Origin of the sequence: Rhizobium sp. AG855, assembly GCF_003610655.1 — a bacterium.
Taxonomy (GTDB): domain Bacteria; phylum Pseudomonadota; class Alphaproteobacteria; order Rhizobiales; family Rhizobiaceae; genus Allorhizobium; species Allorhizobium wuzhouense.
This window is the reverse complement of the sequence record NZ_RAQG01000003.1, coordinates 1,732,648-1,742,159: the sequence shown is the minus strand read 5'-3', so window position 1 is coordinate 1,742,159 and position 9,512 is coordinate 1,732,648. Positions and strand designations below refer to the sequence as shown.

At 61.4% G+C, this 9,512-nt stretch carries 9 protein-coding genes and 1 tRNA gene; 7 read left to right on the top strand and 3 right to left on the bottom strand.

Annotated elements, in window-relative coordinates:
• The first annotated feature begins 93 nt into the window (after positions 1–93).
• Positions 94–873: a precorrin-4 C(11)-methyltransferase gene (cobM, locus tag DFO46_RS08495; RefSeq protein WP_120277000.1), complete on the top strand. Its 780-nt coding sequence runs from the start codon at positions 94–96 to the stop codon at positions 871–873.
• 90 nt (positions 874–963) lie between these two features.
• Positions 964–1,929, top strand: a complete 966-nt coding sequence (locus tag DFO46_RS08490; protein WP_120276999.1) for a nucleoside hydrolase — start codon at positions 964–966, stop codon at positions 1,927–1,929.
• An 87-nt stretch (positions 1,930–2,016) separates the two neighbouring features.
• Here the strand turns inward: DFO46_RS08490 and DFO46_RS08485 are convergent, their stop codons facing one another.
• Positions 2,017–2,163 carry a DUF1127 domain-containing protein gene (locus DFO46_RS08485; protein ID WP_110793118.1) on the bottom strand — a complete coding sequence of 49 codons (147 nt, stop codon included), beginning with the start codon at positions 2,161–2,163 and terminating at the stop codon, positions 2,017–2,019.
• 560 nt (positions 2,164–2,723) lie between these two features.
• On the opposite strand from DFO46_RS08485, the gene DFO46_RS08480 reads away from it, so the two are divergent.
• The 5 genes from DFO46_RS08480 to DFO46_RS08460 all read left to right on the top strand — a co-directional run bounded on the left by DFO46_RS08480 (position 2,724) and on the right by DFO46_RS08460 (position 7,138).
• Complete coding sequence (locus tag DFO46_RS08480; protein WP_110793117.1) at positions 2,724–3,833, top strand: DUF2157 domain-containing protein; 1,110 nt, start codon at positions 2,724–2,726, stop codon at positions 3,831–3,833.
• Complete coding sequence (locus DFO46_RS08475) at positions 3,830–4,405, top strand: GDYXXLXY domain-containing protein (RefSeq protein ID WP_110793116.1); 576 nt, start codon at positions 3,830–3,832, stop codon at positions 4,403–4,405. The genes DFO46_RS08480 and DFO46_RS08475 overlap by 4 nt, the downstream gene beginning before the upstream one ends.
• A gap of 148 nt (positions 4,406–4,553) precedes the next feature.
• Positions 4,554–4,638: transfer RNA gene (locus DFO46_RS08470), tRNA-Leu, on the top strand.
• A 180-nt stretch (positions 4,639–4,818) separates the two neighbouring features.
• Positions 4,819–6,294, top strand: coding sequence for a trigger factor (gene tig, locus DFO46_RS08465; RefSeq protein WP_110793115.1), 1,476 nt, complete (start codon positions 4,819–4,821; stop codon positions 6,292–6,294).
• A 94-nt stretch (positions 6,295–6,388) separates the two neighbouring features.
• Positions 6,389–7,138, top strand: coding sequence for an MBL fold metallo-hydrolase (locus tag DFO46_RS08460; protein ID WP_120276998.1), 750 nt, complete (start codon positions 6,389–6,391; stop codon positions 7,136–7,138).
• 3 nt (positions 7,139–7,141) lie between these two features.
• Here the strand turns inward: DFO46_RS08460 and DFO46_RS08455 are convergent, their stop codons facing one another.
• Positions 7,142–8,161: an LLM class flavin-dependent oxidoreductase gene (locus DFO46_RS08455; protein WP_120278192.1), complete on the bottom strand. Its 1,020-nt coding sequence runs from the start codon at positions 8,159–8,161 to the stop codon at positions 7,142–7,144.
• Between the two features lie 110 nt (positions 8,162–8,271).
• A complete protein-coding gene (locus tag DFO46_RS08450; RefSeq protein ID WP_120276997.1) occupies positions 8,272–9,483 on the bottom strand; it encodes an MFS transporter in 1,212 nt (403 codons plus the stop codon).
• Positions 9,484–9,512: the final 29 nt, after the last annotated feature.

Here is a 9,512-nt window from a genome sequence, read left to right as displayed (position 1 = left end):
GTCTTGCCCCCTTCTCCCCGTTCACGGGGAGAAGGTCCCGGCAGGGGGATGAGGGGCAGCGCGACTGCCGTCAAATTGAAGAGGAAATGAAGCATGACCGTCTATTTCATCGGCGCCGGCCCCGGAGCCCCCGATCTGATCACCGTACGCGGCCTGCGCCTGATCGAGCGCTGCCCTGTCTGTCTCTATGCGGGTTCGCTGGTGCCGGAAGAGATCGTCAAGGCAGCGCCGGAGGGTGCGCTCGTCAAGGATACCGCTCCGATGCATCTCGACGAGATCGTCGCGGATATGGTTGCCGCCCATGCGCGGGGAGAGGACGTGGCGCGCGTGCATTCCGGTGATCCCTCGATCTACGGCGCGATCGCCGAACAGATGCGCCGGCTCGATGCGGAAGGCATTCCCTATGACGTCGTCCCCGGCGTGCCGGCCTTTGCCGCGACCGCTGCACGGTTGAAGACCGAGCTGACGCTGCCCGAAATCGCCCAGACGGTCATTGTCACCCGCACCGAGATGAAGGCATCCTCGATGCCTGAATTCGAGACGCTGGAGATTTTGGGAAAGTCTCGGGCGACGCTCGCAATCCACCTGTCGATTCGCAATCTCACCCATATCCGCGATACGCTGACGCCCTATTACGGCGAAGACTGCCCCGTCGTGATCGCCTACCGCGCCACCTGGCCGGATGAGCTCTTCATCCGCACCACGTTGAAGGACATGGCGGAAGAAGTGCGCAAGGCGAAGATCACACGGACCGCGCTCATCATGGTCGGCAAGGTCTTCGGCCATGTCGAGTTCCGCGACAGCGATCTCTACAATTCCGACTTCAGCCATGTGCTGCGCAATGTCGGGAAAAAGAAGAAAGTGGCCGGCTGACGGCCGGTCTTTCCGCCGTCACGCATCAGGGCTATCGTCGCGCCGATCCGGCGCGAGCCGCTCAACAAAAACAAGAAAAGGACACCTTCCATGCACAAGGTCATCTTCGATACGGATCCGGGCGTCGACGACGCCATGGCGCTCCTCTTCCTGCATCATCATCCGGAGATCGACCTCCTCGGCATCACCACCGTTTTCGGCAATGCCGAAATCGACATCACGACGCGCAATGCGCTGTTTTTGAAGCGTGAATGGAAAATTGATGCTCCGGTTGCCCGGGGGGCGGGGGAGACCTTTCTTCCCCACCGCGTGAGCCACGAACCGCCGAAATTCATTCACGGTGATGACGGGCTCGGCAATATCGGCGTGCCCGAGGTAACGGATGTCCATCCCGATCCGCGCCCAGCGCATCGCTTCATCGTCGATATGGTTCGTGCCAATCCGGGCGAGGTGACCATCGTCGCCGTCGGGCGCATGACCAATCTCGCCAACGCGCTGAAGGAGGCTCCCGAGATTGTCGATCTCGTCAAGGAGATCGTCATCATGGGCGGCGCCTTCGACGTCAACGGCAATGTGACGCCGGCCGCCGAAGCCAATATCCATGGCGATCCCGAAGCCGCCGATGTGGTGATGACCGCCAAGTGGCCGGTTGTGGTTGTCGGACTTGACGTGACGATGCAGACGGTGATGACCCGCTCGCAGCTCGCCGACATCAGGGATGCCGCCGGCACCAGCCGCGCGCGTCTGCTTTTCGATCTCTCGCAGTTCTATATCGACTTCTACGAGGGCCTGGTTGACAACGGCATGGTCGTGCATGACAGCTGCGCCTGCGTCTATGTCGTGGCGCCGGAATTGTTCAAGACGCGCAGCGGTGTGATCCGCGTGGTCTGTGGCGGCATTGCCGATGGCCAGACGATCCAGAAGCCGGATGGTCGGGGATTCGGTCCGTCCGAATGGGATGGCGACCTGCCGAGTCAGAAGATCTGCACCGACATTGACGCACCGGCCGTGCTGAAACTGATTCACGACGTGATCGTCTCGGTCAAGGAAGACTGAGGCGCCCTGCTTGCCAAACGAAAAACCCCGGATCTGCTGCCAGATCCGGGGTTTTTCTGTGTATTGTTCCGACCGAAGTCGGTCCGATCAGCCGTGGACGGCGTGGCGGGCAACGCGACGGATGTCTTCGCGGCCGATGCCGAGGTCACGCAGTTCGCGGTCCGACATGCGGCCGAGTTCGGTGATGGTCTGACGATACTTGCGCCAGTTGTTGAGCGAGCGAGCGATGTTCATGGGATCTACCTCTTTGGTGGTTGGACCCATCCGTGGGCCCCTTCGAATTTGTTGAACCCAATATATGCTGCGTTGCGAAACGATTGAAGACATAATGCGGCACGGCACCCATGCGCATCGTGCATATCAAGCACCTTAACAGTTTGTTAATTGGCGCTTTTTTGAGCGTCTGCATCATCAGAATTTTTGCTCCGGGAGAGGCATGAAGGTCGTGGGGGCGTTTTCGACACGCAGCAGCGAAAAAAATAACGCTCACCGGGGGAGGAGGTCCGGTGAGCGTCATTTTTGCAGATCAGCGACTGGGAGGAGGAGTGTCGCCGATCAATCGACCCCGCATTGGGAGGAGGAGTATGCGGGTCGAAGATCCGAGCAACGCGTGACGTCGCTCTGTTGATGGAAATATAGGTGACACATACCGATTATTGCAGTGCAATATTAACATGAGAGGCATGCGGTCGATGCATGGGGGCATATTCACCCGATAAGGGTGCCAGCGGGAGACTTGTCTTTGGCTTCGCGCGATTGCAGATTGGGCCGAACCGCATAGAGGACGGCTGGGAATGTATCGTGGAAGGCTGAAGAACGATCTGGATGACTGGACAAAGCGTGGTCTGATCGATGCTGAGACTGCGCGGCGTCTACTCGATGATGTTGATTCGCGCGGCAACCGCTTCAGTATCGGCACCATCCTTTCGATGTTCGCGGCCGTCCTGATTGCTGCATCGATCTTGATGTTGGTCGCCGCGAACTGGGAGGCGATACCGCGCCTTGCCAGGGTGGTGGGCATCCTCGGCCTGATCTGGATCTTTCACGGTGCGGCGCTGGCGGCCCGCGCCTATGGCGCTGACCGGATCGCTGCGGCATCGCTGGTTCTCGGTGCTGCGACCTTCGGAGGTGCCATCGCCCTCATTGGTCAGCTTTACCACCTCTCCGGCGATACCTTCGCGGCGATGTTCCTCTGGTTCATTGTCACGGCGGTATCGGCAGCGCTCTTCCGGTCCGGAGCCTTGGCCGTTGTGGCGGGCGCACTTTCCCTGGTTGCATTCGGTGGCGGCTTCGACAGTTTCGGGTGGGAGGTCGGCGGACACGGGCTCTGGGCCTGGTGGCCACCCTTCGGTGCCGTCGCGATCTTTGCGCTCGCCCATTGGACGGGCGCAAGCCGGGCCAAGCACTTTGGCTATCTGCTGCTGTTGGCCTGGATCTGGTGGGTGGCGATTATCGACGAAGACATCACCTGGGCCTTCTCGATCGCCCTGTGTGCAAGTGCCGTCTTCTTTCTTCTCACTTTGCCGCGTTCGCCACTCGCGTCCCTTCACCGGCGGCTCGGCGCGTCTGCTAGCTTTTATGCGCTCATCATGGCGTTTTCGGCATTCTCCTTTGTGCAGGCACAGCTTCTGGACGCCATGTCGATCGCCATCCTTGGCATCGTCATCCTTGGCTTGGCCATTGCGGCAATCGCGCTTGAAGGCCGGGACAATGGCGCCGTGCGTTTTCTCGCTTATGCCGCCTTCGCCGCCGAGGTGCTTTATCTCTCCTATGAGACGATCGACAGCATTCTCGGCACCTCTGCCTTCTTCCTCCTGTCGGGCCTTGTCGTCGCGCTGCTCGCCTTCGTCGTCGTCCGGCTCGAAAAGCGCTTCTCCCGTCGGACTGCCGAGGTGACGCCATGATTTCTGCAAAACCCTTCGCTGCGGTCGCTGTCCTCGTCGCACTCGCGCAGACGGCCATTCTTGGTTCGATGATCGAGGGCCGTGCGTCGATCCTGCGCTCAGGCACCGAGGTGTTGCTAAAGACGGCCCCGGTCGATCCCCGCGACCTGTTGCGCGGCGACTATGTCATTCTGTCCTATGATATCTCGAATATCCCCAATTCGGTCATCAAGGGGACCAGGCCCGTCGCCGGAAACTCGCTGCCCCTCAATGTACGCATCGCGCCGGGCGCAGATGGCTTCTGGACGGTGGCGGAGGCCTCCTTCGATGCTTTGCCCGCGAAGGCAGGAAGCGTCATCCTCACATCGCTTCCGGTCGAGATCTATGACTGGCAGTGGACGGAGGACGGCTCCTTCCTGGTTTCCTACGGCATAGAGAGCTACTACGTCCCGGAAGGCGAGGGGCGGCCGATCGAGGATGGCCGCAACGAAGGCCGTGTCTCCGTTGCGGTGCGCGTCTCTGACGAGGGCACGGCGCAGATTCGTGCGCTGATGCTCGATGGCCAGCCACTCTACGAAGAGCCGCTCTACTGAGCGTGCCATGTGCCCCTTGCAATGCCTGTGGAGCCGGCCCTGTCCGCTTTGCGGCCCTGTCATTTTTCCTTTGCGTGCAGAAAAACGGGTGTTATAGAGACGCGCGCTCCGGAGGGGCCATGCGCGAACGCAGCATGCGCTTTTGGACGCGGGTATGGTGAAATTGGTAGACACGCCAGATTTAGGTTCTGGTGCCGCAAGGCGTGGGAGTTCAAGTCTCTCTACCCGCACCAGCTAGGCCGCGCGGGATGGATAAGAGACGCAACTATGTGGCTCTGACCCATCCGGCGCCGTTTTGCTTGGCAGAATGTTTGATTGCGACGCAGCCACGTCCGGATAAATGAATTCCGGCGTCGTGCTCAGTGAAACCACCGGCTGCCCGAGCACGGCCGCCACGACATGAAGGTAAGAACATGCAGGTTATCGAAACGCTCGCTGAAGGGCTGAAGCGCGAAATCAAGGTCGTGATCCCGGCCAAGGACATGGAACAGCAGATGAACGAGCGTCTGGCCGACGTGAAGGACAAGGTCCGGATCAACGGCTTCCGCCCGGGCAAGGTGCCGGTTTCCCACGTCAAGAAGATGTACGGCAAGTCGATCATGGCTGAACTCGTCAACGAGATCATCCGCGACCGCCCGAGCGCGATCCTGTCGGAGCGCGGCGAAAAGTCGGCGACCCAGCCGGAAATCGCCATGACCGAGGACGAGGCCGAAGCCGAAAAGATCCTGAACGCCCAGGCCGACCTGGAATTCACGCTCTCCTACGAAATCATTCCGGCGATCGAGCTGAAGTCGGTTGACGGCATCAAGGTCACCCGCGAAGTGGTCGAGATCTCGGAAGACGAGATCAACGAGCAGATCCTCAAGATCGCCGAAAGCGCCCGCACGTTCGAAACCAAGAAGGGCAAGGCCGCCGACGGCGACCGCGTCACCATGGATTACCTCGGCAAGGTTGACGGCGTTGCCTTCGACGGCGGCAAGGACGAAGACGCAGAACTCGTCATCGGCTCGAACCGCTTCATCCCCGGCTTCGAAGAGCAGCTGGTTGGCCTGAAGGCTGGCGACGAAAAGGTCATCACCGTGACCTTCCCGGCTGAATACCCGGCTGCCAACCTCGCCGGCAAGGAAGCCACCTTCGACATCACCGTCAAGGAAGTGGCAGCTCCGGCAGCGACCGAAATCAACGATGACCTCGCCACCAAGCTTGGCGTCGAATCGGTTGAGAAGCTGAAGGAAATCGTCCGCGGCCAGATCGAAAGCCAGTACGGCAACGTCACCCGCCAGAAGATCAAGCGTCAGATCCTCGACCAGCTCGACGCGATCTACAAGTTCGAAGCCCCCTCGAAGCTGATCGATGCCGAGTTCGACAACATCTGGCGCCAGATCAACACCGATCTCGCCCAGTCCGGCAAGACCTTCGCTGACGAAGACACGACGGAAGAAGCCGCTCGCGAAGAGTACCGCACGCTCGCCGAGCGCCGCGTTCGCCTCGGCCTGGTTCTCTCCGAAATCGGCGAAAAGGCCGGTATCGAAGTGACCGACGAGGAAATGCAGCGTTCGCTCTTCGCCCAGCTGCAGCAGTTCCCGGGCCAGGAAAAGGAAATCCTGGAATTCTTCCGCAAGACCCCGGGTGCCGCCGCTTCGCTGCGCGCCCCGATCTTCGAAGAAAAGGTCATCGACAAGCTGTTGGCTGACGTCACCGTTACCGACAAGACCGTGACCAAGGAAGAACTGCTCGCCGAAGACGCCGAGGAAGGCGACAAGCCGAAGAAGGCCGCTTCGAAGAAGAAGGCTGCTGCCAAGGCTGACGACGCTGCCGAAGGCGAAGAAGCCGCTCCGAAGAAGAAGGCTGCCCCGAAGAAGAAGGCCGCCGAAGGCGACGCCGAGTAATCTTCACGCTTTGCTGATGTGAGGAAAAGCCGTCCCCTTGGGGCGGCTTTTTCACATTCTGGTCCATAAAGAAGTATTGCGAGGGGTAAATTCGATGCAGATCCAGCTCGTCCGCAGTGCAACCCTCATCGTGGAGATGGCAGGCGCCCGCCTTCTGATCGACCCGTGGCTGGCTGAGAAGGGCAAGGGCCGCAGCTATTCCGGTCGCGCGCAATCGCCGCTGGTTGACCTGCCTCTGTCGGTCGCCGAGGTCCTGGATGGCGTTGATGCGGTGCTTGTCTCACATCTGCATTCCGACCATTTCGATGAGATCGCACAACGGGTGATCCCCAAGCAGATGCCGATCCTTTGCCACGAACGTGATGCCGAGGCGATCCGCTCCATGGGCTTTGATGAGGTGCGGGTGGTGGGCGAGGGGGCCCAGGTCGGGTCAGTCCTCATTCGGACCACCGACGGCCAGCACGGGCCGCCGGAGGTTCTAGACGATATGGGGGATGCGGGCGGCTTCCTGATCTCGGCACCGGGCGAGCCGCTGCTCTATTGGGCCGGCGACACCATACTCTGCCCCCAGGTGGAGGCTGTGCTCACCAGCGAGACCCCCGACGTTGTCGTGGTCCATGGTTGCGGCGCACTCTGGGACGGCAAAGGGCCATTGGTGATGGATGGCGCGATGGTTCTTGAGACGGTCAGGCTTGCGGCAGACGCAGCCGTCGTCGTCACGCATCTGGATGCTGTCGACCACGCGACTGTGACGCGCGCTGACCTGAGGGCACTGGTTTCGGCCGGCGCAATCGGCGCCGACCGTCTGATCATCCCGGAGGACGGCGACATCCTCGCGTTCTGAACGTCAGCGCCAGCCGAGGCCAGGCGCCACATGGGTCAGGATCGCTTCGATCACATGGGCGTTGTAGGCGACGCCAAGCTGGTTCGGCACCGTGAGCAGCAGCGTATCGGCCTCGGCGATCGCCTCGTCGCGCTTCAGCTCATCGATCAGCCTGTCCGGTTCGGCGGCATACGAGCGGCCGAAGATGGCGCGCGTGTTCTCGTCGATGAAGCCGATCGAATCCTGGTCCTTGCTCTGGCCGAAATAGGCCCGGTCCATGTCGTTGACGATGGCGAAGATCGAGCGGCTGACGGAAACGCGCGGGGTGCGACTGTGTCCGGCGTCCTTCCAGGCGTCGCGATAGGCGCGGATCTGCTTGGCCTGCTGGACATGGAAGGGCTCGCCCGTTTCGTCATCCTTCAAGGTCGAACTCTGCAGGTTCATGCCTTGCTGTGCCGCCCAGACGGCTGTGGCGTTCGAGCCGGATCCCCACCAGATGCGGTCGCGCAGTCCTTCCGAATGCGGCTCAAGACGCAGGAGGCCCGGCGGGTTGGGGAACATCGGTCGCGGATTGGGCTTGGCAAAGCCCTCGCCCTTCAACACGTCGAGAAAGACCTCCGCATGGCGGCGGCCCATGTCAGCATCGCTTTGACCTTCTTCCGGCTGATAGCCGAAGTAGCGCCAGCCCTCGATCACCTGCTCCGGGGAACCGCGCGAGATGCCGAGCTGCAGGCGGCCTTGCGAAATCAGGTCGGCGGAACCGGCGTCTTCCGCCATGTAAAGCGGGTTCTCGTAACGCATGTCGATGACGCCGGTCCCGATCTCGATCGTCGAGGTGCGGGCGCCGACGGCGGCAAGCAGCGGGAAGGGCGAGGCGAGCTGGCGGGCGAAGTGGTGCACACGGAAATAGGCGCCGTCAGCCCCCAGTTCTTCAGCTGCGACCGCAAGATCGATGGATTGCAGCAGCGTGTCCTGCGCCGAGCGGGTGCCGGACTGAGGTGAGGGCGACCAGTGGCCGAAGGAAAGGAACCCGATTTTCTTCATGATGATCAAGCCTGTGTAATGAGAGTTGTACTCTAAATGGCATCGGTGCGTGCCGCACCATAGGGCTGCGCGGGTGACAGACTGTTTCGCCTGCAGAGACGACCCGCCGGTCATTCGATTGCTGCGCGGGCGTCGCGCCGTTCCACCGAAAGCAGTCCGATCACACCTCCTATCGCAAGAGCCGTACCAAGCCATGACGAGCCCGAATAACCGAAGAAGTGCGAGCCTATCGCAAAGGCTGCAGCATTCAGGCCGTTTCCGAGGAAGGAGTTGATCGGCAGGAAGGCTGTGCCGAGGCCCGGACGTCCGGGAAAGAGATCCTGGAAATAGTTGAGCGGTAGCGCGAGCAGGGCTGCGGCGAAGGCGGCACCCGGCAGAGCGAGTGCGTAGATGTGCCAGGGCGCCGATGCGAAGCTCAGCGCCGCCATATAGGCACCGTAGCCGAGTGCCGACGTCACGATGATGCCGATGATGTTGTGGCGCTTGAGCAGATGCGCCCACATCAGCATGAAGGGGATCTCGATGAGGGCCGTCATCCCGGCGATCAACCCCACGTCTGCAGTCTTTCCGCCGAGTTGCAGGGTCAGGATGAGGGGCCAGATCGTGCCGCTGAGCCGCAAGGTGGAGGTGATCGCCGCGATCGAGACCATGCGGATCAGCATGTCGCGGGCAGCGAGTTCGCGCAATGCGGCGAAGAAGCCGGGTGCATTGGCATCACGCACCGGCTGGTTTGTCGGTTTCGTCAACACGAACACGGCGCAGACGAGGATGAACAGGCAGAACAGCGCGGCCAGACCCCAGGCGCCGATCATGTTGCCTGAAGCACCGAGCAGCAGTCCGAGGCCGGCCGGTGTCAGCACCCAGGCGGCGGAGACGATGGCGCGCAGGGTGGCATTGATCGAGGCGGCCTCTGTCGGCTCCATGTCGCCGGTATGCAGCCGCGCGCTGGCAAACAGCAGGGAACTGGTGGCGTAGAAGAAGGGAATGACGAGCGACGTTGCCCCAAGAAAGACCGGGACGGAGGGGAACAGATAGATGGCGCCGTAACCGACGACACCGAGCGCCGACATGCCGATCAACATGTGCCTGCGGTCGCCCAGCATGTCCGAAAGAATGCCGAGCGAGACGCTGATGGTGACCGCGGCAACCGACGAGACGAGGACGAGCAGCGAATAGGCCTGGTCGCTCATCCCAAGCGTGCCGATCGCCGTCACCGACAGATAGGGGATTGTTGCCCCGAAGGCCGAGCCTTGGGCGAAGATCATCAGGGACAGGACGAGCAATTGCGGGCGGCCGGCAATCTGGCCGAAGGATGAAAACATCAGATGATCTCTGCTGCCGCGACAGCGCA